Origin of the sequence: Bradyrhizobium cenepequi (assembly GCF_020329485.1) — a bacterium.
GTDB classification, from domain to species: domain Bacteria; phylum Pseudomonadota; class Alphaproteobacteria; order Rhizobiales; family Xanthobacteraceae; genus Bradyrhizobium; species Bradyrhizobium cenepequi.
In genome coordinates this window covers 282,420-309,133 of sequence record NZ_JAGKJI010000002.1, presented here as the reverse complement: position 1 = coordinate 309,133, position 26,714 = coordinate 282,420, and the positions used below count along the sequence as shown (strand labels likewise).

24 protein-coding genes are annotated in these 26,714 nt (G+C 62.1%); 15 read left to right on the top strand and 9 right to left on the bottom strand.

All coding sequences use genetic code 11. The features are described 5' to 3' along the window. Nucleotides 1-169: 169 nt before the first annotated feature. The 4 genes from J6497_RS04770 to J6497_RS04755 all read right to left on the bottom strand — a co-directional run bounded on the left by J6497_RS04770 (nucleotide 170) and on the right by J6497_RS04755 (nucleotide 4,641). Nucleotides 170-1,489 carry a UDP-glucose dehydrogenase family protein gene (locus J6497_RS04770; protein WP_225703066.1) on the bottom strand — a complete coding sequence of 440 codons (1,320 nt, stop codon included), beginning with the start codon at nucleotides 1,487-1,489 and terminating at the stop codon, nucleotides 170-172. Nucleotides 1,490-1,534: 45 nt separating this feature from the next. Further along, entirely contained in the window at nucleotides 1,535-2,326 is a 792-nt protein-coding gene (locus J6497_RS04765) for an FkbM family methyltransferase (protein ID WP_225703065.1), read from the bottom strand. A gap of 78 nt (nucleotides 2,327-2,404) precedes the next feature. Then, nucleotides 2,405-3,838: a mannose-1-phosphate guanylyltransferase/mannose-6-phosphate isomerase gene (locus tag J6497_RS04760; protein ID WP_225703064.1), complete on the bottom strand. Its 1,434-nt coding sequence runs from the start codon at nucleotides 3,836-3,838 to the stop codon at nucleotides 2,405-2,407. 38 nt (nucleotides 3,839-3,876) lie between these two features. Beyond that, on the bottom strand, nucleotides 3,877-4,641 hold the full coding sequence (locus J6497_RS04755; protein ID WP_225703063.1) for a sugar transferase: 765 nt from the start codon (nucleotides 4,639-4,641) through the stop codon (nucleotides 3,877-3,879). Between the two features lie 561 nt (nucleotides 4,642-5,202). On the opposite strand from J6497_RS04755, the gene J6497_RS04750 reads away from it, so the two are divergent. From J6497_RS04750 to J6497_RS04705, 10 genes are all read left to right on the top strand, one after another. Then, nucleotides 5,203-5,340, top strand: a complete 138-nt coding sequence (locus J6497_RS04750) for a hypothetical protein (RefSeq protein ID WP_225703062.1) — start codon at nucleotides 5,203-5,205, stop codon at nucleotides 5,338-5,340. An 88-nt stretch (nucleotides 5,341-5,428) separates the two neighbouring features. Next, nucleotides 5,429-6,163 (top strand): metallophosphoesterase family protein, encoded by a 735-nt coding sequence (locus J6497_RS04745; RefSeq protein WP_225703061.1) that lies wholly within the window; start codon nucleotides 5,429-5,431, stop codon nucleotides 6,161-6,163. Nucleotides 6,164-6,310: 147 nt separating this feature from the next. After that, nucleotides 6,311-6,904: a polysaccharide biosynthesis/export family protein gene (locus J6497_RS04740; RefSeq protein WP_225703060.1), complete on the top strand. Its 594-nt coding sequence runs from the start codon at nucleotides 6,311-6,313 to the stop codon at nucleotides 6,902-6,904. Nucleotides 6,905-7,197: 293 nt separating this feature from the next. Further along, nucleotides 7,198-8,625, top strand: coding sequence for an outer membrane beta-barrel protein (locus J6497_RS04735; protein ID WP_225703059.1), 1,428 nt, complete (start codon nucleotides 7,198-7,200; stop codon nucleotides 8,623-8,625). Nucleotides 8,626-8,629: 4 nt separating this feature from the next. Next, entirely contained in the window at nucleotides 8,630-10,924 is a 2,295-nt protein-coding gene (locus J6497_RS04730; protein ID WP_225703058.1) for a polysaccharide biosynthesis tyrosine autokinase, read from the top strand. Further along, complete coding sequence (locus tag J6497_RS04725) at nucleotides 10,921-12,297, top strand: VpsF family polysaccharide biosynthesis protein (protein ID WP_225703057.1); 1,377 nt, start codon at nucleotides 10,921-10,923, stop codon at nucleotides 12,295-12,297. Before J6497_RS04730 ends, J6497_RS04725 begins: the two co-directional genes overlap by 4 nt. Nucleotides 12,298-12,317: 20 nt before the next feature. Beyond that, nucleotides 12,318-13,391 carry a glycosyltransferase gene (locus J6497_RS04720; protein WP_225703056.1) on the top strand — a complete coding sequence of 358 codons (1,074 nt, stop codon included), beginning with the start codon at nucleotides 12,318-12,320 and terminating at the stop codon, nucleotides 13,389-13,391. Between the two features lie 3 nt (nucleotides 13,392-13,394). Beyond that, entirely contained in the window at nucleotides 13,395-14,504 is a 1,110-nt protein-coding gene (locus J6497_RS04715; protein ID WP_225703055.1) for an acyltransferase family protein, read from the top strand. Beyond that, a complete protein-coding gene (locus J6497_RS04710; RefSeq protein ID WP_225703054.1) occupies nucleotides 14,504-15,553 on the top strand; it encodes an acyltransferase family protein in 1,050 nt (349 codons plus the stop codon). The genes J6497_RS04715 and J6497_RS04710 overlap by 1 nt, the downstream gene beginning before the upstream one ends. A 2-nt stretch (nucleotides 15,554-15,555) precedes the next feature. Beyond that, nucleotides 15,556-16,992 (top strand): lipopolysaccharide biosynthesis protein, encoded by a 1,437-nt coding sequence (locus J6497_RS04705; RefSeq protein WP_225703053.1) that lies wholly within the window; start codon nucleotides 15,556-15,558, stop codon nucleotides 16,990-16,992. A gap of 8 nt (nucleotides 16,993-17,000) precedes the next feature. On the opposite strand, the gene J6497_RS04700 is transcribed toward J6497_RS04705, so the two are convergent. Further along, a complete protein-coding gene (locus J6497_RS04700) occupies nucleotides 17,001-18,104 on the bottom strand; it encodes an endo-1,4-beta-xylanase (protein ID WP_225703052.1) in 1,104 nt (367 codons plus the stop codon). Nucleotides 18,105-18,314: 210 nt separating this feature from the next. Between J6497_RS04700 and J6497_RS04695 the strand changes: the two genes are divergently transcribed. The 4 genes from J6497_RS04695 to J6497_RS04680 are packed head-to-tail and all read left to right on the top strand — an operon-like array spanning nucleotide 18,315 to nucleotide 21,978. Continuing rightward, nucleotides 18,315-19,112 carry a WecB/TagA/CpsF family glycosyltransferase gene (locus tag J6497_RS04695; protein WP_225703051.1) on the top strand — a complete coding sequence of 266 codons (798 nt, stop codon included), beginning with the start codon at nucleotides 18,315-18,317 and terminating at the stop codon, nucleotides 19,110-19,112. After that, nucleotides 19,109-20,383 (top strand): glycosyltransferase, encoded by a 1,275-nt coding sequence (locus J6497_RS04690; protein WP_225703050.1) that lies wholly within the window; start codon nucleotides 19,109-19,111, stop codon nucleotides 20,381-20,383. Before J6497_RS04695 ends, J6497_RS04690 begins: the two co-directional genes overlap by 4 nt. A 9-nt stretch (nucleotides 20,384-20,392) precedes the next feature. Next, complete coding sequence (locus J6497_RS04685) at nucleotides 20,393-21,568, top strand: glycosyltransferase family 4 protein (RefSeq protein WP_225703049.1); 1,176 nt, start codon at nucleotides 20,393-20,395, stop codon at nucleotides 21,566-21,568. Then, entirely contained in the window at nucleotides 21,565-21,978 is a 414-nt protein-coding gene (locus J6497_RS04680; protein WP_225703048.1) for a hypothetical protein, read from the top strand. Before J6497_RS04685 ends, J6497_RS04680 begins: the two co-directional genes overlap by 4 nt. A gap of 19 nt (nucleotides 21,979-21,997) precedes the next feature. Here the strand turns inward: J6497_RS04680 and J6497_RS04675 are convergent, their stop codons facing one another. After that, a complete protein-coding gene (locus tag J6497_RS04675) occupies nucleotides 21,998-22,978 on the bottom strand; it encodes a class I SAM-dependent methyltransferase (protein WP_225703047.1) in 981 nt (326 codons plus the stop codon). 446 nt (nucleotides 22,979-23,424) lie between these two features. Then, on the bottom strand, nucleotides 23,425-23,880 hold the full coding sequence (locus J6497_RS04670) for a DUF983 domain-containing protein (RefSeq protein ID WP_225703046.1): 456 nt from the start codon (nucleotides 23,878-23,880) through the stop codon (nucleotides 23,425-23,427). A gap of 79 nt (nucleotides 23,881-23,959) precedes the next feature. Between J6497_RS04670 and J6497_RS04665 the strand changes: the two genes are divergently transcribed. Next, nucleotides 23,960-25,336, top strand: a complete 1,377-nt coding sequence (locus tag J6497_RS04665; RefSeq protein WP_225703045.1) for an aminotransferase-like domain-containing protein — start codon at nucleotides 23,960-23,962, stop codon at nucleotides 25,334-25,336. 12 nt (nucleotides 25,337-25,348) lie between these two features. On the opposite strand, the gene J6497_RS04660 is transcribed toward J6497_RS04665, so the two are convergent. Then, complete coding sequence (locus tag J6497_RS04660; protein WP_225703044.1) at nucleotides 25,349-25,525, bottom strand: hypothetical protein; 177 nt, start codon at nucleotides 25,523-25,525, stop codon at nucleotides 25,349-25,351. 17 nt (nucleotides 25,526-25,542) lie between these two features. Next, complete coding sequence (locus tag J6497_RS04655) at nucleotides 25,543-26,706, bottom strand: PepSY-associated TM helix domain-containing protein (protein ID WP_225703043.1); 1,164 nt, start codon at nucleotides 26,704-26,706, stop codon at nucleotides 25,543-25,545. Nucleotides 26,707-26,714 lie beyond the last annotated feature (8 nt).

Below are 26,714 nucleotides of genomic sequence, written 5' to 3'. Positions count from 1 at the left end.
CCGGCCGATATTTTATGCTTAAAATAATCTTGTCAAGCGAGGGCCGGGCCGCCCGGGCAAAAAAGCGGCCGGCCGCGCCTTTGGGCACGGCGACCGGTCAGGACAGATTGGATCGATGGACGGCCGCCCTCCCTCTCCCTGAGGTGAAAGGGAGCCCGCTGCCGGGTCTTCAATAGGCCAGTGGTTTCGGCCGGCCGACACCGCAATAATGGAAACCGTTCCGCGTCACGTCTTCAGGCGAATAGACGTTGCGGAGGTCGACGATCACGGGCGCTGCCATGATCGTTGCCATCTTCTTCAGGTCAAGCGCGCGGAACTGCTCCCATTCGGTCACGATCACGATCGCATGGCTTCCTCGTGCACAATCATACGCGTCGCGGCAGAAGGTGACGTTCTCGAACACCTTCTTGGCCTGCTCCATCCCGATCGGATCGAACACACGGATTGCCGCGCCCAGGTCCTGCAGCGCTGTTATCAGCGGGATCGACGGCGCATCGCGCATGTCGTCGGTGTTCGGCTTGAAGGTGATGCCGAGCACGGCGATGGTCTTGCCGCGGATGTTGCCGCCAAAGGCGTTCGCCACCTTGCGCGCCATTGCGCGCTTGCGCTGGTCGTTCACCGCGACCACTGTTTCGACGATCCGCAGCGGGGCTTCGTGGTCCTGCCCGGTCTTGATCAGCGCCAGCGTGTCCTTGGGAAAGCAGGAGCCGCCGAAGCCCGGACCGGCATGCAGGAATTTCGAGCCGATCCGGTTGTCCAGTCCGATGCCGCGAGCGACCTCCTGGACATTGGCACCAACCTTCTCGGCAAGATCGGCGATCTCGTTGATGAAGGTGATCTTGGTCGCAAGGAACGAGTTGGCGGCGTATTTCGTCAGCTCCGCGGTGCGGCGGCTGGTATAGAGGATCGGCGAGGCGTTGAGATGCAGCGGACGATAGACTTCCGCCATCACTTCCTTCGCAAATGCATCCTCGGTGCCGATGACGATGCGGTCGGGATGCTTGAAATCCTGGATCGCGGCCCCTTCCCGCAAGAACTCGGGGTTGGAGACGACGGCGAATTTCGCGTCCTTCTTCTCCTCGCGGATGATGCGCTCGACCTCGTCGCCGGTGCCCACCGGAACGGTCGACTTCGTCACGACGACCGCAGATTCCGGCAAGGACGCAGCGATCTCGCGCGCCGCGGCGTAGACATGCGAAAGATCGGCGTGGCCATCGCCGCGGCGGGACGGGGTGCCGACCGCGATGAAGACGACCTCGGAACGGCTCACCGCCCCCTTCAAGTCGGTCACAAAGGCCAGGCGCCCCTGCGCGACATTTCTCGCCACCAGATCGGAAAGTCCGGGTTCGTGAATTGGAATCTCGCCCTTGTTGAGCGCTGCGATCTTCTTTTCATCCTTGTCGACGCAAACGACGTAGTGTCCGAAGTCGGAGAAACACGCCCCCGACACCAGTCCGACATAACCGGCGCCGACCATCGTGATATGCATGGCTTATCCTGTTTGACAAAATGATCGCAGCGGCCGCGCCGGTCATCATTTGACCAGCATCGACTCGCCGTCGAGATGCTGCGGGAAGAAGAAGAAATTGTTCACGTAGAACCGGCCGTCCTTGCGGCCGCCATCTGGGTCGAGCGCGGCCACGTCCTGCAGCTCCCCGACGTCGAATCGTTCGACGTCGACCACATCATCTTCCTTCAGGAAGAAACCACGGTAGGACCGTTGCCGGAAGAAATCGAACACCGATTCCGTCGCGGCAGGCCGATGCCGATCCTCTGCTTCCACCAGGAACACAGGCCGGCAGCGATCCAGGAGTTCGACGGCGCCATTGAGGACGTTGAGCTCGTGCCCTTCCACGTCGATTTTCACGAAGGCGACCTCCTGATGCATCAACGAATCCAGCCGTGCCATCGGCACATGGGCAGCAACGACCGGATCGGACGACGCCATCACCCGCCGCTCGAGCGAGGCCAGGCCATGGACCAAGCCGCTGTCACCGCGCGGGATGAAGAGTTCGGCGTCGCCTTCGTGGTCCGACAGTGCAATCTCGTGCACGCTGACGTTTGAAGCAGACGTCCGCCGCAACAACCGCGCCATGTCGTGCGAAGGCTCAAAAGCGTGAACCTCGCGGGAAAGCCGCGCCAGCGTTCGCGTGTAGAGCCCGCAATTGGCGCCGACATCGACCGTCACCGCATCTTCCGGAATGATCTTGTCGAGATAGGAAAGCTCGCGCTCCGCCGATTTCGGGCGATGCATGAAATGCCATTGCAGCCAGATCGATGGGAATGCATCCTTCAAGAGATCCTTGGCTTGCTGCTTGGCACTCATGTCCATTCCCTCCGTTGTGCGTTGATGTTGGTCGGGCGTGCCGGACGCCGCTTGCCGGATTGGCTTGCGGTCGCCGCGTTACACCCGATGGTAGATGTCCTGCACCCGGACGATGTCGTCCTCCCCAAGATACGTGCCCGACTGCACCTCGATCAGGTTGAGCGGAACTTTACCTGGATTTTCCAGGCGATGCAGGCAGCCGAGCGGAACGAAGATCGATTCGTTCTCGCGCAGCAGCACCTCCTCGTCATCACGCGTGACGACCGCGGTGCCGTTCACCACCACCCAATGCTCGGCGCGGTGAAAATGTTTCTGCAGTGAGAGTTTGGCGCCCGGGTTGACGGTGATACGCTTGACCTGGAAGCGGTCGCCAGCATGAATCGACTGATAGTAGCCCCAGGGACGGTGAACGCTGTGGGTCTGCGTCGCGGCGCGATGGCCGTTGGCTTTCAGCCGCTCGACCAATTTGCCGACATCCTGGGCGCGCTCCCGTTTCGTCACCAGCACGACGTCCGGTGAGGCGGTGATGACGAGATCCTCGACGCCAAGGGCTGCGACCAGCGGACCATCTCCCCGCACATAGCAGCCGGAGGTCTCCTCGGCCACCGCGTCGCCGATCACGACGTTGCCGGAGGCGTCCTTCTCGCCCATCATCCACAGCGCCGACCAGCTTCCGACATCGCTCCAGTCAAAACTGGCTGGCACCACCACGGCCTTGTCGGTCTTTTCCATCACGGCATAGTCGACCGAGATGGACGGGCAGGACTCGAATGCCTTTTCTTCCAACCGCAGGAAATCGAGATCGCGCGCCGCGCCGGCCAGCGCCGCGCGGCAGGCTTCCAGAATGGCGGGCTCGCGCCGCTCCAGCTCGTCGATGAAAGCCCGTGCAGGCAGCAGGAAGATTCCGCTGTTCCACAGATGGTCATTGCCGGCGAGCAAGCGCTCCGCAGTCGCGACGTCGGGCTTCTCGACGAAGCCCGCGACTTTGCGGATCTCGGGAAGATCGCCGATGCCGCCGCCCATGCGGATATAGCCATATCCGGTCGCAGGCCCGGTCGGCTTGAGGCCGAAGAGGACAAATTGTCCGCGGCGCGCCGCCGGAAGGCCGCTCGCGATCGCGGCCCGGAATGCCGCGTGATCGCGCACCCAGTGGTCGACCGGTGTCACCAGGATCACCGCGTCAGGATCGATCTCGCTGGCGAGAAGCGCCGCGATCGCCACCGCCGGCGCCGTGTTTCGTCCGAACGGCTCCAGCACCATGGTCGGACAGGCGATGCCGGCCGCGCGCAGTTGCTCGCCGATGGCAAAGCGGTGCTCGGTATTGGCGATCACCATGGGATCGGCAAACAGCGAGGGCTCGGTCACGCGGCTGGCCGTCTGCTGCAGCAGGGTCTTTTCGCCGAGCAGCGCGAGCAGTTGCTTCGGCTGGTTCTCGCGCGACAGCGGCCACAGCCGCGAGCCGGTGCCGCCCGACAAAAGAACTGGGACTATGCGGCCGCGTGGCTGCAGCATCGTGTCGCTCCCCTTTTGGTGATGATGACGTCGGTGGGCTAGAAGCCGCTGCCGGACAGGAATTCGCGGCGGACGGTGCGCACGATGATCATGACGTCCATGCGCAAGGACCAGCGCTCGATGTAGTCGAGGTCGTAATCGATTCGCGAGATCGCACGGCCGGCCTCAACGGTGCTTCCGCGGCAGCCGCTCACCTGCGCGAGACCAGTGATCCCGGGCCGGGCGCTGTGGCGCTGGAAGTAATACGGCACGAGGTCCTCATAAGGCAGATCGGCGGCCAGCATACCCGGGACATGCGGACGCGGGCCGACTAGCGACATGTCGCCCCTGATGACATTGATCAATTGCGGGATTTCGTCGAGGCTCGTCTTGCGCAGGATCTTGCCAACCCCGGTGACTCGGGAATCGCCTTGGACGGTCTGCTTCACGCCGCGCACGTCACAGGCATTAGTCCGCATGGTGCGGAATTTGTAGATCTTGAAGCGCCGGTTTCGGTAGCCGTAGCGGTATTGGTGAAACAACACCGGTCCTCGCGACGTCAGCTTGATGCCGATGGCGATCGCAATCAAGAGCGGCGCGAAGAACAAAAGCGCCATGCTTGCAACCACGATGTCGAAGATGCGCTTTGCAATGGAGGAGCCCGGTTCGGTGCGCGCCGCTGATCCGCGTGGGCGCTTTGCACGATAAGGGCTGTATGTGCTACTGCCGGCATATTCGACCGGGCGCATCGAGATCGTGCTCCGCTTGTTTCGGAGCGACCTGATACTGTCCTGATCGAAGTTGGCTGTGACGATGGCGGCCATTTGCTCTCGCTCTCTCTGTTGAACCCAAAGAGGTCACATGCGCGACACACGCAGACGGCCGCTGCCCATCTCGCGGGCACCTTCGCAATTGCGAATTTTCCTGCGTAGCAGAGACGCGCCTCGATCGCGCGGCCGTATACCTCTACGAACTCTTTGAGCGAAATGGGGCAGCAAAACGAAAATGTTGCGTGCGGTTTTGCATCGCGGCATCGTGAAGTTTGTGCGATGCAAAGAATCCGTTTTGTTCGGAAGCGCTTAGATTGAGCTGCACGCGAATTGCGCTGCGTGTCCTTCGGTGCAGCCATGCATTAACGCAAGTCTGAAACGGCACGCGAACCGGATTCGATTCAGAAATAGTCGGCCACGCGCTACATCCAGCACTAAATCTGTGCGATCATTTTTGAAGGATTTTTTTCACCGCATACTAAACGGCTACTCGTACTTTGCCCGATGCGACCATTTCAATTGATGGTTTCGTCGATGATTGCGAGGCGTCAACATATGGAAACGGCGTTAACCAAGAAGCCGCTCGTCTCGGAAGAACTTTCCAGGGAGGCGCCAATGATCGCGGCGCGTTTGGATCGCCCTGAACCAAGACGGCTCGATCCGGCGGGGCGCAAATTGAGAAACCGCATCATCCTGGCGAACGTGCTTGCCTGGATCGTGATCATCCTGCTCATCCGAATGATCTTCTTCTAGACCTTATATACTTGGGAGGAACAGGGAAGCAGGTGCCGCGGCGGCGCCGCCGATTGACCTTATGACGGTTCCATGATCGAAGCAGTCGATGATGCGGCCGCCAATTGCACATCCGCAGTTCGTTGCACCCTCGGCTCCCGCAGACACGCGCATCTACGCGGTCGGCGACATTCATGGACGTGCCGACCTGCTCGCCGAGACCATCGCGCGCATCGACGATGACGTAAGCCGGCGGCCGATCCGTTACGTTCTCGAGATCTATCTCGGCGACTACATCGACCGCGGCCCCGATTCCAAGACCGTGCTCGATCTGCTGGCAGTTCGCCTGGTCAGGCATCACGCAGTCTGCCTGCGCGGCAATCACGAAGAGCTGCTGCAAGACTTTCTTCACGATCCGGCGGTATTCGCACAGTGGCGGCGGCTCGGCGGCATGCAGACGCTCGCCTCCTATGGCGTCGTTCCGCGCGATATGCCCGTCTCCGAAGTCAGCCTGCAACAGCGCTTTCTCAGCGTCTTCCCACGCGCGCACGCCCTGTTCCTGCAGTGCCTGCGCGACAGCTTTAGCTGCGGCGACTTCTTCTTTGCCCATGCCGGGATCCGCCCCAAGGTGCCGATCGAGCAGCAGCATCCGGAAGACCTGCTCTGGATCCGTCAGGAGTTTCTCAATTCGGATGAAGATCACGGCAAATGTGTCGTGCACGGCCACACCCCGGTCCCCCATCCCGATATCAGGCACAACCGCATCAATATCGACACCGGTGCCTGGAAAAGCGGCACCCTGACCTGCGTCGCCATCGAGGGAACAACAGTCCTGGTCCTGTAAACCCTGCAAAAGGAGGCAGGCGCCATTAACGCTGCGCGGCCATGGAACCGCATGGCGGCGTCGCGGAACCGCCGTCCACATTGTTTCGCCTTGTTTGCTTACCTATGATCCGCACCGTTACTGACAGACTTTCGTGGGGATATAGTCATGCAGCAACAAACGATCCGTGTCGCCCTCGCGGCGCCACGCAATGTCCTATTTGCGCTTGCTTTAGCGAGTATCGCGAGCTTCGCAACTTGCGCATCAGCCCAAACATATACCGGCGCGCATGCGTTCTCGACGGGAACCTACGTGCTTGGTCCGAACGACAGGGTGCGTGTGAAGGTCTATGGGGAGCCTGATATCACCGGGGAGTATGAGATCGACGCGAGCGGTCAGGTCTCAGTGCCACTCGCAGGACGCCTGAAAGCGTCCGGCATGACGACCAAGCAGTTGGAACGCGCGATCACATCCGCGCTATCGAAGGACATCGTGCGTGATCCGAAGGTGAATGTCGAGATCGTCGCGTACAGGCCTTATTACATTCTCGGCGAGGTCAAGAAGGCCGGCGAATATCCGTATCGTCTCGGTCTGACGGTGATGGATGCCGTCGCAAGCGCCGGCGGATTCACCTATCGTGCCAACGAAGCCAAGGTCTATGTGCGGCGCTCGGGCAGTCCAGCGGAAGAAGTCTACGCGCTCGATGCGCCGATCCTGGTGTTTCCCGGCGACAACATCCGGATTGCCGAGCGCTACTTCTGAGTGCTCGTTCGACGGAGCAATCTCGCTCGCAAATCACGCGCGTAAACATTTACGTCATGCGCACTGCCATAGTGTCGTCGATTTGCGGTGGGTATTATTTTGCAATGCAGAAAACCTTTTCCCGCGACGCACGTTGGGAAGATGTTCTCTGATCGAACCAGCAATGCTCCGTAGTGCGCGCGTAATAAGTGCAAGGATTGCCATGTCGATGGGCAATCCGCGGTGACTTTGTGAGCACGGGTAACCGGACCTCGCGATTTCGCCGTCTCCAGAGTTCCCGCAAGGGATGGATTATGGAACGCACCACTGCATTTGGCTGGTTGAACGCGCTTGGAACGAGTGGGTCGCAAACCCGTTCGGTCGTCGCGTTCGGTCGCCGCGGACTGAAGATCGTACCCGCGCTGGTGACTGCGATTGTCCTTGGATTTGGATCACCGGCGAATGCGCAGGTGCTCCCCTGGCCAAATTTGGAGGTGGCACCGCCATGGAATGCGCAGCAGATCTTCGAGCCATCCCCGTTACCCAAGCTGACTGATCCTGACACCCGTGAGGACATCCCGCCGGAGGACACGCCCGTGAAAGGCCGCCTGCAGCCTGGCTATGAGCCTGTGGGCATTCGTTCGGGCTCCTGGATGTTCAATCCGTCGCTGATCACCGGCGGCTTCTTCGACAGCAACGTGTTCGCGTCGAATACCGACATTCGCGGTGACTTCGCGGCGGTGGTCGAGCCGTCGCTGCGCGCCCATACACTCTGGGAGCGGCACGGCATCGACCTCAAGCTCGATGCCCAGGAGACGGTCTACAAGCAGAACTCCAGTCTCAACCAGACCAATGCCAGCCTGAAGGGCAATGGCTGGATCGACATCGCCCATGACATGGCGCTGCTGACCAGCTTCCAGGTCGCACATTTCAACGAGGGCGTCGGCTCGCTGAGTTCGCCCGCCAACGCCATCGCACCGACACCTTATAATTGGTACTCAGGCGATGTGACCTTCCGCAAAGAATTCAACCGGCTGACCACGTCGGTTGGATTCAGCACCGATTCCTACGACTTTGGGTCGACCCGCGCGCAGAACGGGACCATCATCAGCCAGGACGCCCGCGACGGCCAGATCTACGCGCTGCACAGCCGGATCGATTACGCGTTTTCCGAAACCCTCGGCTGGTTCGCCGGCGCCGAGGGCAATGTGCGCGACCTCCGCGGCCTTCCAGGTGCGCCACTGGATTCCCAGGGCTATCGTGCACTCACCGGCGTCACCATCGGACTGACCCGTCTGATCACCGGCGAATTCGGCGTCGGCTATGTGCAGCAACGCTTCGTCGATCCGACCATCGGCACGATCGAAGGCCCGACCTATCGCGCCCGGCTGACCTGGAGCCCGACGCGGATGATCGACGTTCACTTCAACGCCGAGCAATTGGTGACCCAGACGTCCGATACCAGCGCGACCGGCGTGCTCGCCAACGCCGTTCAGCTCGGGCTGGACTATGAGCTGCGCCGCAACGTCATCGTTTCGCTTGCCGGCGCCTATGAGAGCGACCGCTTCTTCGGGCAGGTGCGCAAGGATCAAGTCACCACCTCCGATGCCCGCGTCAAATATCTGCTGAATCGTTTCGCCGCGATCGCGGTCTACTACCGCTTCACGTCGCGCGAAAGCAACGTCTCGACCTTCAGCTACGACAAACACCTGGTGGGATTGAATGTTACAACGCAGTTCTGAGCACTTGGCTCGCCCCCCGGAAGAGGCCACCGAACCTGCGGCGCCCCGTTGGCAGCCTCCGACCGTCGATCTGCGCGAGATGGGGCGCATCCTGCGCCGCCGCTACAAGTTCGTCATTCTGCCGCCTGTGGTGCTGGTCGCGCTCGCGCTGACCTTCTGTCTTCTGGCCACTACATTATATACGGCGACCTCCACCGTGCTGGTCGATCCACGCCGTGCCGCGGCTGTCGAGACGAATAGCCAGACCGCGCTTTCGAACTATGGCACCGATGATGCAACCATCGAAAGCCAGGCCTTGCTGATCCAGTCGGTCGCTATCCTGGATCGGGTGGTCCGCCGGCTGAAGCTCACGGAGGACCCGGAATTCATCCCGACACCGGGTCTCCTCGATCCGATCAAGCGGCTGTTCGCCGCGTCCGCGCCCAAGGGTGCGGCGAATCCTCAAGACGCTGCGCGTGCGCGTTCGATCGATATCCTGCAGAAGCGCTTGAAGGTGGCGCGGCAAGGCACAACCTTCCTTGTCGACATCAATGTCAGCTCGGAATCGCCGTCGAAGGCCGCTCTGATCGCCAACGCGCTCGCGGACGCCTATTTCGACGACCAGGTCCGCGCCAAGAATGACGCGACCCGCATCGCCGCGAACTGGCTCAACGGCCAGATCAACGATCTCAAGGCGAGGGTCGTCACCTCCGAGAAGGCGGTCGAGGATTTTCGCTCCGCCAACAATCTGACCGTGTCGCAGGGCGTAACCGTCAACGATCAGCAGATCACCGAACTCAACAACAAGCTGATCGCGGCGCGGGTGCAGACCGCGGAGGCGCGCGCCAAATACGACCAGGTGCAGCAGACCGCCAAGTCGGGCGGCGATCCCGGCGGCATCAATGCTGCAATTTCGTCGGACATGATCACGAAATTGCGCACGCAGTATGCCGACATCGCCAAGAATGAGGCCGATCTCTCCAGCAAATACGGCGCGCGACACCCGCTCGTCACCAATGTGCGTGCACAGCTCAAGGATACGCAGCGGCTGATCAACGAGGAAATCAAGCGCATCCTCGAGAGCACCAAGCACGACTACGACGTGGCGCTCTCCCGCGAGAATTCGCTCAGCCAGAGCCTGGAGCAGTTGCAGAACGTGTCCAATACGTCCGGTCAGGCGCAGGTGCGGCTGCATGAGCTGCAGCGCGAGGCCGAGGCCAACCGCACGCTCTATGAATCCTATCTGGCGCGCTCCAAGGAAACGACCTCGCAGGAGAGCCTGGAGCTGCCGGACTCGCGGGTGGTGACCAAGGCCAGCGTCCCGATCCGTCCCTCCTGGCCGAAAAGCATGCTGATCCTTGGTCTTGCCGGGATGCTCGGCCTCGGTTTGGGCACCGTACTCGCCTTTGGCGCCGACTACCTCGACGGCCGCATCAAGACGCTGGAGCAGGCGGAATCAGTATCTGGCGTGCCGGCGCTGGCTGCGGTGCCGTTGATCGGCACGAGGGAACTTGCAGGACTCGCGCGACGACGCGGACGACGCGAGCTCGAAAATCACGATCCGAAGACGATCAAGCTGTTGCCGGCCGCCTTGCAGCCGCCCCTGATACGCTATGCGATCGACGAACCCGCCACATTCTTCGCCGAAGCAATTCGCTCCGTGCGCCTGGCACTGCAACGGACGATGCGGATGCAGCCGGTCAGGGTCGTGCTCGTTACCTCCGCCCTCGACAGTGAAGGCAAGACCACGCTCGCCGGCAATCTGGCGCAGTCGCTGGCGACGCTCGGCATCCGGACGCTTCTGATCGACGGCGATCTCCGCAACCCGCAACTCACCCGCTCGCTCTGCCCGCGCGCCGACATCGGGCTTCTGGACGTGGCCCTGGGCCGCGCGGCCATTGAGCAGGCTATCCTGACCGATGAAAGCACCGGCCTGTCCGTGCTGCCGTCGACTGCGGTCAAGCAGGCCGAGATCATCACTGAGCTGATGTTCTCCGACCGCATCGTCGACGTGCTCGATCATCTGCGTCATCGCTACGAACTGATCATCATCGACTCGCCGCCGCTGGTGCCGCTGGTTGACGGCCGGGCGCTGGCCGAGCTTGCGGACCGCATCATTCTGGCGCTGGCCTGGGATCAGACCCCGCGCGAGGTCCTGACCCACACCATCGATCTGTTGTCGCCGGTTCGGGACCGCATCCTCGGCACCGTATTGACCCGCGTCGACCTCAGCCGTCTGCAATTCTACGACTACTACCGCAGCTCCGCCTATCTCAAGCCATACGCAACTGCGAGCCTCAGCCCCGGAGCGGCGCGGTGAACGTCCGCGGCTTCGCCAGCCAGCCTGTGGGCCTGCCCGGCGCGGCGTCGCGCGTGCCGTCCGGAGCGCAGACGCGTGCGATGGCGTTCGACACGTTTGTCGAGTGGCTGGCGACGGGGTTTCTTCTGCTCGCGATCGTCGCGATGTTCATGCTCTCGGCCGGCATGCTCACCAACTTCAAGATCCACTATCTGACGGCAGGCGGGAATTTCTACGAGAAGCTGCATCCGGCGACATACCTTACGTTCCTCGCCTTTTTCCTGCTGCTGATGCGCAGCCGCGGACCGATCGGCGAGATCGACCGGATGTTCTCGGAGGCGAAGCTTCTGCTGTTCTATATGGCGTGCTGGTTGTTCCTGCTGGTGCAGATGTTCGTGCTGGAACGGCCGTTCACAGTGATCTTCGACACGTTCCTGCTGCCGGTCGTGCTGTGCCTTGCGATCTGGCAGCTCTCGCCGTCACAACGACGGCCGCTGGTGTGGGCGGTCCATGTCACGATTCTGATCAATATCCTGGTCGGCTACTATGAGTATTTCTCGGGTCACCGCCTGATTCCGCTGACCATGGGCGACATCGTCGTCCTCGGCGAATGGCGCGCCTCGGCCTTTCTCGGCCATCCCCTCACGGCATCGGGCGTCGTCGGCGGCTATGTGCTGGCCTTGCTGCTGCGCCCGGCGCTCTGCCCTCAAATCCTGATACGGGTGCCGCTGATCGCCTTCAGCCTGGCTTCGCTGATGGCGTTCGGTGGTCGGACCGCGCTGGTGACCGTGCTGATCGTGATGGGACTGCTTCTCGCCTTCGAGATGCTGCGCATGCTGCAGGGCAAGCGCATCCCGCTCTCGGCCGCGATCCTCGCGATCTGCTTTCTGTTCGTGGCGGGCGCGGTCGGGTTTGCGGCGCTCGACCTCGGCATCTTCGACAAGATGCTGCTGCGCTTCTCCTCCGACAAGGGCAGCACGCTGGCGCGCTATGCCACCTTCCACCTGTTATCGTATTTCGATTGGAGAGAGTTGCTCCTCGGGCCCAATCCGGTCCGGGTGACTTCACTGCAGAGCCAGCTCGGTCTCGGTTATGGCATCGAGAATTTCTGGATCTCCTGCATCGCTCAGTTCGGCATCATCCACACCGCGGCACTGACGATCGGACTTGCCTGCCTCTTCACCGAGATCATCAGGCGCGCCAACCGCAGCGTCTGGGCGATGCTGCTGCTGATGTTGACGATCGCTGCAAGCTCGGTGAGCTTCTCGTCCAAGAACATCCAGCTTGCACAGTTCATCGTCCTGATCACCGTGCTGCTGCCGCGCGAGGGATATCGGCGGACATCCCCTCCGCCTGCCGTCGCCCAACGGCGTTACCGGCCCGTTCCCGCGTAATTCTGGCGTCAGGACATCGTATGGACATCTACGTCGACAACACCCATCTCGGACGTCATGTCACCGGGCTCGAGCGCATCACGCTCGAACTGTTTTCCGCGACCGCACTCGCTCCGCTCAATGTGATGCCGGTCACCGCACGCGGCACGCGGCAGATGGTGACGACGCAGACCTTTGGCTTGCCGCTACGGCTTGCGACTTCCTCGGCGATGCTGCTTTGCCCCGGATTTCCGCCGAGCCCGCTTCTGCTGCCGTTCGCCTCGCGCGTACTGCCCTACATCCACGACGATTTCCTGGTCACGCGACCTTCGGAACTCAATGCGCGCGCCCGTCTGTATATGGCGCGTCCCTTCAAGCTGGCGCTGCGGCACTATCCCCGCTTCCTTGCCAATTCCAATGATACGAGGCGCCGAATCGCCGCCCACACGCGATCCGATGCCGAGATCACGCTGTACCGCCCCTCCGTACGCAACGTGTTCGGGCTGCAGTCAGACAAGCGCGCGGGGCGCACGACCACGCCGCGCCCGCTGCGGCTGGTCGCACTCGGCACCGTGGAGCCGCGCAAGAATTTCAAGGCAGCCGGCGCGCTCGTTGCGGCGCTGCGCGAGAGGGGTTTTGCCGATGCCACGCTGCATATCGTCGGCCGGCGCGGCTGGGGCGATGACTGGCAAGCGCTGGAAGCCATGCCAGGCGTTACGCTGCATGATTATCAGCCCACCGAACGCGTCAGGGAACTGCTTGATACGGCGGACCTCTTCGTCTGCACGTCGCATGACGAAGGGCTCGGCCTGCCTTTGCTCGAGGCACAATATGCCGGGCTGCCGATCGCAGCACCCGATGCGCCGATTTTCCGCGAGGTGCTTGATGCATCCGGCATCTTCATCAATCCCGCCGACCCCGCCGCAGCGGCAGCGCAGATTGTCGCCACACTCTCGATCCAGAATTGGCGGGCACGCTATGTCGCGCTTGCCGAGCAGAATCTTGGTCGCTGGAACGCGCTTGCCTACCGCGACCGCGAGGCGGTGATCGATCTGATCTCGCGCCTTGCTGCTCACCCCCTCGACTCCGGCCAGGTCAACCCGAAGCGGATCTGAAATTTGCGCACGACCATCAACGCGATGCGGCACCTCGACAGCCTGCGGATCATCGCAGCCTGCGCCGTGGTGGTCCTGCACTATTCCGATTACTTCAAGGAACTCGCCGTCGGGCGCTTGATGATCGCCCATGTCTGGCATTTCAATCTGTTCGTGGACCTGTTCTTCGTGGTCTCCGGCTTCGTTATCGCACGTCAATATTTTGACGACGTCGGTGACGGCCCTGCGATCGGACGCTTCCTGTGGCGGCGCATCGCCCGCATCTATCCCCTGCACCTGGCCACGCTGGCATTCTATATCTGTATCGCTCTCGCGCTCTCGTTCGGCATGGCGCATACGGACAATCCCGCGCGCTATTCGTTCTCCGATCTGCCGGCCCAGTTCCTGTTGCTGCATGCTTTCGTTGGCGAACGATTGACGTTCAATTTCCCGAGCTGGTCTCTATCGGCGGAAATATTCTGCTATCTGCTGTTTCCGCTGATCGTTGCGATCACATTGCGGCGCAAGACGTTAATCATCGCACTCGTGGCGGTGTCTGCGCTCGCCAACAGCATTTGGGCGGCGACCAACGACACCTTGCCGTGGCCCGAGTGGATCAACGAGGGTGGCGCCTTCCGTGCGGTTCCCGCATTCAGCCTCGGCATTGCCTGTTCCGTCTACCGCGATCAGATCGCGCGCTGGCCCACAACGCGCGGCGCGCTGATCTCGACGCTCGGCGCGTTCATCCTGTTCGGCTCGTGGCTAACGCCAATGGCTGCGCTCGTTGCTGTCTACGTCATCGCCGTACTTGCGATCCAACTCGACTGCCGCGGCCGCGATACGTTGTTATCGATGCTCAAGCTCGATCGCTTGGCACCGTTGACCTATGCCAGCTATATGCTGCACATGCCTATCGCGACCATCATCATCACTTTGGATTCGCGTCTGGCCCTCTTCGCCTCTCCAGAGGCCAAGCTGATCCTGGCACCCGTGTCGGTCACCGTCCTCGGCATCGCCAGCGTGTTCTCCTACCGATATTTCGAGACGCCGGTCCGGCGCTATCTGACCGATCTCTACGACCGCCGCTTCGCAAAGGCCGTAGCGGCACCGGTCCCGCAGCGGGAGATCGCCTGATGACACTCGCGGCATCGGCACAGGCGGACGTCGTTCACGCACCCACAGGCGTGCGGGCGAAGAGTCGCGACGCGGTGATCGACACCATGCGAGGCGTTGCCATCCTGATGGTGATCGGGATCCATTCGCTGCCACAGCCGCTCGATCTCGCCTGGACAAAAACGATCGATGCGGCGCTGCGGCCCTGCGTACCCATATTCCTGTTCGCGTCCGGCTATCTGACCGCGCGGGCCGGACGCGTACCGCTGCTCAAGCGACTGAAAGCGGCAATGATCCCCTATGCCGTTGCCTTCGCCGCCGCCTACCTCTATATGGCCCTGCACAATCCCGCGATGGATCATCGCGTAACCACGACGGCGGCGCGATTCGTGCTGGCTTATGTCTTCGTGTACTACTACGTGTTCGTCTATGTCGGTTGCACCGTCGTACTGTGGCTGATCTATGCTGCCGCTGGTTCTGACCGGCACGACACGGAACTGCGGATGACAATCCTGCTCGCCATTGCGATCGGTTTCGGGCTTGTCGCCGGAAGCTACCTCGATCCCCTGCTGTTCCGCCTCGGCTTTGTCGAATCTTTCGTCGATGAAGTGCGGATGCGCAACATACCCTTCTGGTTTTCGTTCGTGGCGCTCGGCGCACTGACGGTCACTTTGGCCGGCGCAACCGCGCGGAACATGCGCGCAATCCTTGTCGCTGCCATGCTGCTCGCCTATTTGCTGTATCTGGCCGTCCGCCTGTCCGGAATCGGCGATGCCGCGGTCTACGACTCGACGGCGTTCTTCCTCTATGCGGCGCTGTTCAGCCTTGCTTTGCTTGTGCTGCAGCCGAACGCACCCTGGCTCGCGAGCCTCGGCTCGGGCAGCTATTTCATCTATCTCTGGCACATCTTCATCGTGATGTTGTTGCGCGACCATGCCGGATTGCGCCAGTTCGGCTCGGCCGCGAGTTTTGCAGTCACCTTCGGACTGACGGCCATCGTCAGCATCGCCGCGCTCGGCGCGGTCAGGCAATTCTCCTCCGCACGCGTTGCTCGCTGGCTTGGAGCCTAACGATGCTGCTGCGCCACACCCTGCTCTATCTTCCTGCGCAGTTCGTCGGACCGCTGTTCCAGCTGATCGCTATGATCGTGTGGACCCATGTGGTCAACGATCACACGCTGGGCATCATCACACTGGTTACCGCCACGCACGAATTTCTGCAGATCGCCTTCCTTGCCTGGTGGTCGCAATACGCACTGCGCTTTTCCGGCCGCTATCGGGATGGCGAGGCACCGCGCTTCTACCGCACTGAAAATGCGGTGCTGCTGGCGTCGGTCCTGCTGCAGAGCCTCGTCGTCGTCGTCGTGCTGCGCCTCGTCATTTCCCCCGACGCGCACTTCGGCATGCTGCTTGCCGCCATCGCCTACGTGGTCACGCGTTCGCTCAACCTATATATCGGCGAGCGCGCCCGCGCCCAGCAGCAGATCTGGGTCTATACGATCCAGCAGGTGGTCGGGCCCGCGGTCGGTTTCGCCGTGGGCCTTGTGATGATCAAACTGTTCGGCCAGTCCGCCGAATGGCCGCTGGCGGGCTACGCCATCGCCCAACTCGCCGCCGCGCTGGTCGTGCTGCCCAAGATGGCCCACGGCCGACGCCTTTGGCCGGTCGATCGCGAGATCGTTGCGCACGCCCTGCATTACGGCGTTCCCCTGATCATCGGCGGCGGACTTGGCTGGGTCGGGCTCAATGCCTCGCGCTTCATCATCAACGAAATGTCGGGCGTGGCCGCCGCTGGTCTGTTCGCCGTTGGTTACGGACTCGGACAGCGCGCCGCCGCGGTTGCCGCCATGCTGGTGACAGCCGCCGCCTTTCCGCTCGCAGTCAAGAGCATGGAACAAAGCGGCAGCAAGGCGGCGATGCGGCAGCTTGCCGATAACACAGCTCTTCTGGTCGCGATCCTCGCGCCAAGCCTGACCGGCATCTTCATGCTGCGGTTCGAGATTGTGCATCTCCTGATCGCGGTGCCGTTTCAAGACGCGACTCTGAGCGTGCTGCCGCTCGCCACGCTCGCCGGCGCAATCCGTAACCTTCGTGCTCATTTCGGCGACCAGGTCTTCCTGCTGCACAACCGCACGCGCTGGATGATGGCGATCTCCGCCATCGACGCCACCATGACGGTGATCCTGAGCGTGGTCGGCCTGCGCTACTGGGGACTTGCCGGCGCGGCCGGCGCCACAGTTCTCGCCGCGACGGCCGCAGCCGCCACGAGTTTCAGCATCGGCTTCTCGCTGTTCGGGCTGACCCTGCCGTTTTCACATCTCGCGCGCATCGCGGTGGCGACCGTCGCGATGGCGGCGCTGCTGCGCGAGTTCCCGGAGGCGGGAAGCGCCGCCATGCTCGCTGCGCACATCGCAGCGGGCGCGGTGGTCTATCTTACAGCGCTGGCGCTGTTGTACGCGCCGTCACTGCTAAAGATGTTGCGGGCACGCCCGCAACATTCCGGCGCATGACAGTTCTGTTACGCCTTCTTTGCATTCTCGAACGCGCGCGCGATTGCGAACCACAGCGGCTTTCGTTGCATCGATGAATCGTAAGGCAGCGGCCGCGGCAGCCGTTGCGCCAACGGATCCTTCTTCTTGGCGGCGTCCGTATAGAAGGAATAATTGTCCGCGAGCTCCCAGGCGATCACCATCTTGACCGCCGGCACCCGCAAGACATTGGTGAGGAATTTCTCGCCGGTTTCGGCGATCATCGCGTCACGGGTGGCGATGTCGTCCGGGAACGTGTCATCGCGGACGTCGAATTCGGTGATGTAGATCTCCACGCCGCGTGATGCGAGCTCGTGCAGGAACTCCGCAAACCGTCCCGGATCATGCGGATAGCGCGGCTGCAAATGGCCTTGTAGGCCGACGGCCGCAAGCGGCACACCGGCCTGCTTCAATTCATCGACAAGCTGCAGCAATCCGCGACGCACGATGTGTCCCACCTCGTCATCGCGCTCGGTCTGCGCTTCGTTGAGAACGAATTTCGTTTTCTTGTCGACCATGGCCGCGCGTTCGTAAGCGCGGCGGATGTAGCCGGTTCCGCCGAACGCGTCATACCATGGGCCGAGCCTGTAGCCGCCCGGCGCCTTATGGCCCGGCCAGAACGGCTCGTTGACCACGTCCCATGAATGCAGCTTGCCGACATAGCGGCTCACCACTTCCTCTATGTAGGAATCGAAAAACGCCTGACGCTCCGCGTTGCTCATGTTCTTGATCCACTGCGGAACCCAATCGTTCCAGATCAAACAGTGGCCGCGCATCGGGATGCGGTTGCTCGCACAAAATTGCAGCAGACGATCGGCGCTCTCGAAACGTTTGGGGCCAGGTTGTGGCGCGATCGTGCCCATTTTCATCGCAATGTCGGTCGTGATGATGCGCGTCTGCGTCGTGTAGAGCTGGCGATAGGCACCGTCCTTGTCGATGACGGGACCAGCAGCAGCGCCAAATGCGAATCCATGTTGTGCAGCGATCGCACCGAGACTCTGACTTTGCGTCGGCGCCGCAGTTGAAACTCCTGCACGCGCGGCGAAGCTCGTTCCTGCGAGAATGGCGAGTGCACTTCGTCGCGACATCTGCATGGCTGCTCTCCATCAAGTGAATGCATTCGTTGCGCTGAGTCACTTCTGCACAGCGGCATCGCCATCGTTGCGACGCAATAGTTCTATTTCGTGACGCCGCTCGTCGAGGAAGAGTCTTCGAGATGCGAGTTCCCTGTTCGCACAAGCATTGAGCATGCCGACGACTTCCGTCAGCGCGCACCTCGGCTCCTCTGTCACCTGGAGATCGACATGCCGGAAATACAGACGCAGCCTGCGACATCCAATCTCAATGTTGATGGCATCGCCATCAACATTGGCTCACTTCCCGAAGCCGTGAACTCGATCGTATCGGCCGCGGAGCAAGGTGAGAACTTCAGCGTGTGCACGTTGAATCTCGATCACGTCGTTCAACTGCAACATCGGCCCGACTTCCGGGCGGCTTATCGCCGCGCCAAATTTGTGACGGCCGACGGGTTCCCGATCGTGGTGCTGTCGCGTTTGCTTGGCACGCATATCGAGCGGACCACCGGCGCCGACCTTGTGGAACCGCTCTGCGAAGAAGCACGGAAGAAAGGCCTTCCTGTATTTCTGCTCGGATCGAATGACGCGACACTGAAGGTCACGGCGCAACGTTTGTCGGAACGGTTCCGCGGCCTGCAAGTCGTGGGCTGGTACGCGCCAGGTCGCAACTTCGATCCTTATTCGGCCGAAGCCGACCATGCGATCGAACTGATCCGCGACTCCGGTGCAAGGCTCTGTTTCGTTGCGCTCGGAGCGCCGCGTCAGGAAGTATTTGCCGCACGCTGCCTCGACGAACTCGATGGCACCGGCGTGTTGTGCATCGGCGCCGCGCTCGATTTCATCGCCGGGGCGCAGAAGCGCGCACCATCGGTTACCCAGAAGGCCGGACTCGAATGGGCCTGGCGCATGCTGAGCAATCCGAGCCGGCTCGGACCGCGCTATGCCCGCTGTATGGCCGCCGTTCCGGGACTCGTTGCGCGAACCCTGCCCCAGATCATCAACGCACGAATCCGGAAGACCGCATGACCTCGACCGTGACACTGGCGCTGCGCGCCCGCAATGCAAGCCGCGTTCGGCCACGCTATCAGATCTGCTTGATCCATCCGTTCGACCCGCGCGGCCAGAAGGTCGGCGGGCTCGAGACCTATATCCGCGACTTCATCACCTTCCATCCTGACAACACCGACATTCTATTCGTCGGCGTGGATTCGATCGGCGACCTCGCGCTCGGCGAAGTGCACCGGGTCACGTTTCGCGGCCGCACTTTCGATTTCCTTCCGATCCTGCGCTACAGCGATGCTCAGGCGCGTGAAGCCGCGCGCACCATTCGTTCTTCCCTGACCGGTCAATTCTTCATGGCGCTGCTACACCATTTTGGCCAGATCGCACGGCTGGTACGGTCGCGGCGCTGCTCGATCGACCTGCGACGAGTGGAGTTCTCCTGGCTGCCGGCTATCCTGCGTCTCCCCTTCGTGCAGATGCTGCATGGCGAGGGCGCACCGAAGCTGCAGATGGATTCGCTGCTTCGGAAATATTCCTTCGTTCACAATACCGGCGAACGGTTCGCGGTGACGATGAGCGAGAAATTCCTCTGCGTTAATCCGTTCATCACCGAGCGGATGCAGAAAACCTATCCGCGCAGCAAAGAGAAGATCGATACGCTGTGGACCTGGGTCAACACCGACATCTTCCAGCCGCAGCCATTCCCTGAACGCATTTCGCCATTCCAGATCGTGTTCGCCGGCAGGCTCGACGAATTCAAGGACCCGCCGCTGATGTTCCGCACTATCGAGCGATTACGCCAGCGGCTGAACGGCGCGATCCGTTTTCACTATATCGGCACCAGCGATCCGCATCGCTTCAGCGAGTTTGCCGCGATCGAGGACATCACCATTCGCCACGGCTTCAAGGATGCCATGGGCATGGCGAAGACGCTGGCAGGGGCGCATGCGGGGATTCTCACCTCCGAGTTCGAGGGCATGCCGCGCTGCGTGCTGGAGACGCTCGCGGTCGGCCGTCCCGTGGTCGCGATGCATCTGCCGCAGCTCGAGTCCGTCATCCATGACGGCCAGAGCGGTTATCTCGTGACGCGCGACGGCAGCCGCGACGACATGGCTGAGACTCTCGCGCAGCGCTTCATTGATGTCCGCGATGCGATCGACGGCGGCAGGATCACACGCCAGCAGGTCGCCGATGCGATCCAGGACTTCACGCCGGCCACGCAACTGGCGCGCGTCTATCGCTATCATCAGGAAATTCAGGACGCCCGCGGCTTCGCCGCCGCCATCGCCTCTTGAGGCATCGACGTGGATATCCTGCTGCTGACCAGTGAGTTCGCTCCCGCCATGGGCGGGATCGGCACCTATGCAGGAGAGATCGCCGCCGCCGCGGCGCGGCTCGGCGCGCGCGTCACCCTGGTGGCGCCGGACTATGGACAGGACAATGCAGGCCGCGATCGCGTGCTGCCGTTCGAAGTGACCCGCTTTTCCGGCCGCCTGCATTCAATGAAGGACCTGCCGGCGAAAATGATGCTGGCCCGCAACAAGGTTCGCGACCGCCGCTACGATGTGATCCATGCGGCCGATTGGCCGTTCTTCATTCCCGTCGCGTTGTCACGCTGGCAGACGCCGGCACGCCTGCTGATGACGGTGCATGGCACCGAGATCAACGAGACCCAGACTCCGCTGAAGCGGCTGGCGATCCGAAGCGCCGGCGTGTTCGGACCGCGGACCGAGATCATCGCCAACAGCCGCTACACCAGGGATTTGTTCTGCGAACGGTTTTCCGTCGATGCGGGCCAGATCAGCGCGATCAGTCTCGGCGTTTCGGACTTCTGGTTCGGAGAGCGCCGGGATCGCGCGGACATCCGCGGCGGCCTTGGGCTGGCGCCGGAACGTCTGGTGATGGTCACCGTCGCACGGATCACCCACCGCAAGGGGCATCATCTGACGCTCGCGGCACTGGCGCGTCTCCCCGAGCGGCTGCGCCAGCGCATCACCTGGCTCGTGATCGGCCCGAACGGCGAGGCCGAGTATGTCAACGAGCTCCAGCGCCGGATCGGAACGGCGAATTGCGATGTTCGCCTGCTTGGCCCGCTGCCGAACGAGGAAATCCGCGACATCTATGGCGCCGCTGACCTGTTCTGCCTGACAGGGCTTCCGGATTCCTCCGGTCGGGTCGAAGGATTTGGATTGGTCTATCTCGAGGCGGGCGCCGGCGGCGTGCCCAGCGTTGCGACGGCCGTCGGCGGCGTTCCTGATGCGGTGCTGCCGGACCAGAGCGGCATCCTTGTTCCGCCCGATATCGATAGCATCTCCGCCGCGATTGCCAGGTTCGCCGAGAATGACGCATTGCGTGCGACCCTTGCCGCGGGCGCATCTGCTCACGCGCGCTCATTGTCCTGGGAGCGGTGCGCTGCCGCGACCTACGGACTGGCGCGGAACGAGGGGCCTGCGCCCCAAGCGGAGGTCGTGACGGCATGAGACGGATCGCCCTCGCCGCGACCCTGCTTGTGCTCGCAACCGGCGCAGCGCGCGCTGACGCCGACAATTGCCGTCGAAGCCGCGAATATCTGCTGGGCAGCCTTGGCGGCGATCTGAAGATGCCGCCCCAGTCCTACAACGATCTGTTCAAGATTTGCCTGGCGGCGAGCAACATGACGAATGTAAAGGACGCCTACGTCCTCAAGGACGGCGGCATCGCGGTCGTTCCCAAGCAGGACACCATTCCCGCCACGGCAGCGACGCTTTCGCAATTCTGCAATGCCTATCCGAGCGCGACGCTGCGCTTCCTCACCCGCAAGGAGATGCTGGCGATAAAATCCGTCGTCGACATCGTGCAGCTTTCCTCGACCTCGGCGACACCTTGCAAGAAGATCAAAGGCCTCACCTGAAGGCCGAAGACGCCGAGCATCATTTCTGTGCGTCGTAATATTGCGGCATGACGTGCGGATCGATCGGGCGCTCCGCCCGGCGCCCGAGGAAGAAGAAGCCGCTCGCCGCATCCGATCCTGCGCGGCCGCGCGTCAACGGATCGAGCAGGCGGATCCAGAAGAACGGCAGCGCGACCAGGCGCGACAGCTTGTCGCCGGCGCCGAGCGCACGGGCGAAGTAGCGGATCGACCATACCAGAGCGACGCCTGCACCACCGACGCGGCCCGCGCGGATTTCCGAGAACTGCCTGAACAGCCAGCGGTGGCCGCTGCGCGTGAAACGCGAGAAATCATAGCCGCGCTCATGCACTTGCTGCATGAACGGCGTCTCGGCATAGACGAGGCCTCTGCGCCGGAGCACGCGATGTATCTCGCTGACGACGGCGGTAGGCTCCAGCACATGTTCGAGCACGGCCTGGACCCAGACGCCGTCAAACACGCCATCCTCGAACGGCAGCCGGTGCGCGTCGGCCACCAGCAGGGTGTAGGGCGAGGCGTAGACGTCGGTCCCGATCAACTCGAGCGAGTCATCCGTGTAGAGTTCGTCGGCGCCGTCGCCAACCGCACCCCCGCCGATGACGAGCACGACCGGCCGTTCGGATTCCTGCTTCAGGAGCTCGATGAAGCGCGCACAATTCGATTGTGCCACCTGATTGCCGCCGAAGGTGAGTTGATGGAGGCGCGAGCTGATCGAGCGACGCGACACATCGCGATGAAAGATTGAACCATTGCCGCCGCGATACATTCCGCGATCGAAGACGCTGGTGGCGAAATCGATCAGGACCGGCTGGTCCTCGACGACCGGAAACCCGCTTCCGGCGTACTCACACGTCGCATTGGAACAGAACGGCCGCGCGTCGATCTCGCGCAGCGGGGCCGCACAGCGGGGACAGCGGACCGCGCGCCGCCACCAGTCGGTCTGGGCCCACGCGTCCACTCGGTCGGTGACGTAAGAATCCAATGAGGCCCCTTCGTTCAGCGAGGTTCCCAGGTTCGGCCCAAGAACTGATTATATCTCGATTGTTTGAGGCAAATTACGGCGCCTGTGCGACGCAACAAGCCAACGCGTGCGGGGCAAGATGGTTCTGTTTGGTGAGCGAATAGACCTGCTTTCAACAAGTCATAAGCTACCCGCCGCCGGTCACGTCACGTATGGACGTGTGCCCGCTTCCGATTGGGCAGAATGAATCTTCAAGTTGTCAGCACGATGGCCGCGCCGGTCGCCAACACGATCCGAGTGCGGCTCACTGTGTGAAGATGGTTCACGGAACTTCTTTGCTCGGACAGCCAGTTCCTAGAGCGTTTTCGAGCGAAGTGGATACCGGTTCGCGTGAAGAAAACGCGTCAAAACAAGAGTCTAGAGCTTCGGTTCTGATTCAATCAGAACCGAAAATGCTCTAGCAGAACTCAGATCAGTGCACGGCTCTTCAGCGAGGTGCTGTTGGTGGACTGAGTGCACTGGGTGGATTTCGTGGAACTGGTGGACCTGCGGTTCTTCGATTCCGCGAAATCATGCATTCCCGTTTGCCACTGCAGGCCGACGATCGCGCCTTTCGTCGGCTGGAGCAGCGCGAGCGACGAGAACAGCGTCAATGGCAGCCATATCGCGAGTTGCAGCCATGCTGGCGGCGCGTAAGCCATCTCGACGGCGAGCAGGGCCGGCACGATCACGTGTCCGACGACGACGATGACGAGATAAGCGGGAAAGTCATCGGCACGCTGCGGCGTGTAGTCCTCGCCGCAAACCTCGCAATGATCCACGACCTTCAGGAAGCGGCGGAAAAGGTGACCCTTCCCGCAATTGGGGCATCGCATGGTGAAGCCCCGCCACGCGGCTTGGGCAAGCGAAACTGGCTGTGTCATGGCTGAATTCCTTGACGTGAGGCATGTCCATACAGTACGAGAATGTATGGATACAATCAAAGACAACTAGGCTTATTGTATGGATTGGGCCCCTACACTTTCCGAATGGCAAGGCCCCCTGTTCATGCGCATCGTCGATGCGCTGGCCGCCGACATCGAGGGCGGCCGGCTTGTTCGCGGACAGCGACTGCCAACACACCGTGCGCTCGCGACTGAACTCGGCATCGATCTCACCACCGTCACCCGCGCCTACGGCGAAGCGCGCCGGCGCGGGCTGCTGGATGCAAGGGTCGGCCAGGGAACGTTCGTCTCGGAGACCACGGTCCGTTCGCCATCGCACGTTCCTTCGCAAGTCACTATCGATCTTTCGATGAACCTTCCGCCTCAACCGGTGGAAGCCAATCTGGATCTTCGGATCGCGCAGGGGTTGGACACCATTCGCCGGGAAAGCGGCTTCAGCGCATTCCTGACCTATTCAAGACCAGGCGGCAGCGATCTCGAATTGGAGACGGCCACCAATTGGCTGCGCCATCGTGTGATGGATGCGAATGCCGAGTGTCTTGTGATCTTTCCGGGATCGCAAGCCATCGTGTTCAACGCGCTCCTCGCCCTGACCTCGCCCGGTGATGTGGTCCTGACGGAGGCTCTCACCTATCCCGGCCTGAAGACGGCGGCTGCCCGATTGGGCGTTCGGCTGATCGGCTTGCCCATGGACGAGCAAGGTGTGCGCCCCGATGCGCTCAAGGATGCATGCCGCAAGCACAAGCCGAAGGCCGTCTATCTGGTGCCGACACAGCAGAACCCGACGACAGCAACGGCGGGCCCGGTGCGGCGCAAGGCCGTCGCCGAAATCATCCGTCATGCCGGGACCTTCCTGATCGAGGACGACGCCTATGGTCTGCTCGAGCCATCGGTTTCCCCGATCGCGAACCTGATCCCCGAGCGGACCTATTTCGTCGCCAGCACGTCGAAATGCATCGCGCCGGGATTACGCGTCGCCTATCTGGCGGCGCCCCATGCCACCGCCGCACAGACCATGCGTAGCGGATTGCAGGCGACGATGCAGATGTCGCCACCCTTGATGGTCGCGCTCCTCACCCATTGGATCCGAAACGGTATCGCCGACGAGATCATCGAGGCGGTACGCAACGAGGCCAAGGGACGACAGCAACTGGCGAGCCGCATCCTGAAGGGTATTACTTTCGCATCCCGTCCCGCCAGCCATCACCTTTGGCTGGAGGTACCGCCATCCTGGAATCGGATGGACCTGCTCTCGCATCTGCTGCGGCACGGGCTTGCCGTTGTCGGCGAAGATGCGTTCGCCGTCATCGATACGCCGCCGCGCGGGATCCGCGTCTCGCTTGGAGCGGCGCGCAACCGCGCCGATGTCAGCCAGGCCATGCAGGTACTCGCCGCAGCGATGAAATTGTCGGTCATGGCGACGCAGATCGTCTGAAGCGCCGGCAGCTCAATTCGGCTTTCGCCCCCAGATGAACAGCGCGTAGAGAACGACCGGAACAGCCAGCGTCACCCATGAGACGGTGTCCCACCAGCCGTCTCCCACGAGCGCGCCGACGAGGCCGAGCGTGCTGACGATCGCAACCAGCAGGGGCGCGATAAAGATCTGCGAAAGCGTACGATGCATGGACTTGCGCGACGGCATCAGGACGACAATGCGGGACTTTCGATGCCGGAGGAGCGCGCGATCACGCGGTCGACGCTCACCCCTGCCTTTCGCCGCCGTACCCACAAATAGATGCCGGTGACGAGGATGATGATCGTGAGCACGTCGAGCACCGCCCAGAGGATCTTGAGCGGCATTCCGCCATAGTCGCCGAAATGCAGCGGCTGGGAGACGAACAGCGTCGAGACATACCAGGGCATGTCGCGGCTGTCGGTGAGCGCGCCGGTCTCGGCGTCGATCAGGGCTGGCTTCAAGAGGCGCGAGGTGAGCGGCGTGTTGCCGCGCAGGAATACGGCATAGTGGCTCTTGCTGCTGAAGATCGAGCCGGGGAACGCGACGAAGCCTGGCGTCATCCCCGGCACCGTGCGGGCCGCCACCTCGACCGCAGCATTGACCGACGTCAGCCTCGTCGGCGGCGAGCGGTCTCGATATTGCGCGGTCATCTCGGCAAGCTGACCATACTGCCACATCTTCAGGACCAGGTCGGCCCATGTGTTGATGACGCCGGTGAAGCCGACCACCAGCGTCCACGCGACCAGCAGGATTCCTGCGAGATTGTGGACATCCAGCCAGCGCACCACCCGCCTCCGCCCCGCGCGGTAGGTGCCGAAGCTCAGCTTCCGCATCGATGGAGCATAGACGACGATGCCCGAGATGATGGCGACGCAAAACAGGATGCCCATGAGGCCAAGGAAGAGCTTGCCCGGCAGCCCGGCGAACATATCGACGTGCAGCTTGAACATAATGTAAGTGAAACGGCCGGTGACATCGGGTGCGTCCAGATAGGCACCCGTGTGCGCGTCCATCCGGATCAACAGGTTCTTGGACGGATCTGATGTGATCGACGGCCCGACGCTGACGAACATGGCGTTCGGGTCGTCACGATCCCAGACCAGGAAATGAGGCACCTGCCCCGGCGCGTTGGCAAGCGCATTGGCGAGCAGATGATCGAGATCGGCAAGTGGCGTGTCCGGCGCCACCTCCGCTGCCTTCACCTGACTGTGCAGGACGTCGTCGATCTCCTCATGAAAGATCAGCGGCAACCCCGTGATGCACAGGAGCAGCATGAACACCGTGCAAATGAGGCTCGTCCACTTGTGGACGAAACCCCACCGCCGAAGAGACCTGGTCGCTGCCGTCACTTTGCCTT

Coding starts and splice junctions, on each gene's coding strand:
- J6497_RS04745 (WP_225703061.1), top strand. CDS start 5,429: ATGATGCGGCCGCCAATTGCACATCCGCAGTTCGTTGCACCCTCGGCT.
- J6497_RS04695 (WP_225703051.1), top strand. CDS start 18,315: ATGCCGGAAATACAGACGCAGCCTGCGACATCCAATCTCAATGTTGAT.
- J6497_RS04670 (WP_225703046.1), bottom strand. CDS start 23,880: ATGACACAGCCAGTTTCGCTTGCCCAAGCCGCGTGGCGGGGCTTCACC.
- J6497_RS04720 (WP_225703056.1), top strand. CDS start 12,318: ATGGACATCTACGTCGACAACACCCATCTCGGACGTCATGTCACCGGG.
- J6497_RS04660 (WP_225703044.1), bottom strand. CDS start 25,525: ATGCATCGTACGCTTTCGCAGATCTTTATCGCGCCCCTGCTGGTTGCG.
- J6497_RS04690 (WP_225703050.1), top strand. CDS start 19,109: ATGACCTCGACCGTGACACTGGCGCTGCGCGCCCGCAATGCAAGCCGC.
- J6497_RS04710 (WP_225703054.1), top strand. CDS start 14,504: ATGACACTCGCGGCATCGGCACAGGCGGACGTCGTTCACGCACCCACA.
- J6497_RS04750 (WP_225703062.1), top strand. CDS start 5,203: ATGATCGCGGCGCGTTTGGATCGCCCTGAACCAAGACGGCTCGATCCG.
- J6497_RS04770 (WP_225703066.1), bottom strand. CDS start 1,489: ATGCATATCACGATGGTCGGCGCCGGTTATGTCGGACTGGTGTCGGGG.
- J6497_RS04755 (WP_225703063.1), bottom strand. CDS start 4,641: ATGGCCGCCATCGTCACAGCCAACTTCGATCAGGACAGTATCAGGTCG.
- J6497_RS04665 (WP_225703045.1), top strand. CDS start 23,960: ATGGATTGGGCCCCTACACTTTCCGAATGGCAAGGCCCCCTGTTCATG.
- J6497_RS04765 (WP_225703065.1), bottom strand. CDS start 2,326: ATGAGTGCCAAGCAGCAAGCCAAGGATCTCTTGAAGGATGCATTCCCA.
- J6497_RS04760 (WP_225703064.1), bottom strand. CDS start 3,838: ATGCTGCAGCCACGCGGCCGCATAGTCCCAGTTCTTTTGTCGGGCGGC.
- J6497_RS04705 (WP_225703053.1), top strand. CDS start 15,556: ATGCTGCTGCGCCACACCCTGCTCTATCTTCCTGCGCAGTTCGTCGGA.
- J6497_RS04680 (WP_225703048.1), top strand. CDS start 21,565: ATGAGACGGATCGCCCTCGCCGCGACCCTGCTTGTGCTCGCAACCGGC.
- J6497_RS04700 (WP_225703052.1), bottom strand. CDS start 18,104: ATGCAGATGTCGCGACGAAGTGCACTCGCCATTCTCGCAGGAACGAGC.
- J6497_RS04740 (WP_225703060.1), top strand. CDS start 6,311: ATGCAGCAACAAACGATCCGTGTCGCCCTCGCGGCGCCACGCAATGTC.
- J6497_RS04735 (WP_225703059.1), top strand. CDS start 7,198: ATGGAACGCACCACTGCATTTGGCTGGTTGAACGCGCTTGGAACGAGT.